General features: G+C 61.1%; 1 protein-coding gene. It reads right to left on the reverse strand.

All coding sequences use genetic code 11. The features are described from left to right. On the reverse strand, positions 1-855 hold an 855-nt coding region (locus AB8E48_RS08925), incomplete at both ends, for an S-layer homology domain-containing protein (protein WP_368886476.1).

An 855-nucleotide genomic window follows, 5' to 3' on the forward strand; every position in this document is an offset into this window, starting at 1 on the left:
TCACGGTTCACCGCATCATTCGGGCGGAACGTACCGTCAGACCAACCGGTCGTAATGCCGCGGGCGCGCATCCACTCAATCTCCTTGTAGAACGGGTGGTCGCGCGGCACATCCTTGAAGCTCGGAGTGGACGGCGCAGTGAACTGCGGCGAACCCGCCATACGGTAGAAGAACGCCGCCATCGCGCCACGCTCCACCGAACCATTCGGGCGGAACGTGCCATCCGGGTAACCGGTCGTGATACGACGCTGAGCCAGCCAGTTAATGTCATTCACGAACGGGTAATCCGCCGGAACATCCTTGAAGTGCGCACTCTCGGCGGGAGCCTCGGAGGACGACGACACGCGCAGAACCTGCGCACGCTCACCCGCAGCACCATTCACGCCGGACAGGTCACCGGTCGCGTTGTGCATGTGCAGGAACAGGGCAGAAACGTTCTTCGTATCACCATTTCGGTGCGCCACCAGCTGCGCCGAGGGTGCATCCACAAACAGGTTCGGCACGCCCGCCGAATCGCCGCTGAACCACAGCTTCGGAGCCGCATAGTTGAACGTTACCGAATCGGTCGTATCAACCACAGTCGTAGCGGAGAACGCGCTAGAAGTGGTCACCGAGTACGAAATCTCAGTAGACTCGGCGTTCGGGTCCAGACCCAGAACGCTCAACGGAACAGTCATCACCAGGGTGTTCGAATCCATGATGTTGGTGTCCGTGTCACCCCAGGCGCCGTTCAGCGGGTACAGGGCGTTCTCGATGGCCTGCCACTTGCCGTTGCTACGCTTAGAAACCTTCACCAGCGGGTAGTCCAGACCCTTCTCACGCACCGTCTGCAGGCGGTAGTCGCTCGTGCCGTCC

Origin of the sequence: Rothia mucilaginosa (assembly GCF_964211445.1) — a bacterium.
Taxonomy (GTDB): domain Bacteria; phylum Actinomycetota; class Actinomycetes; order Actinomycetales; family Micrococcaceae; genus Rothia; species Rothia mucilaginosa_E.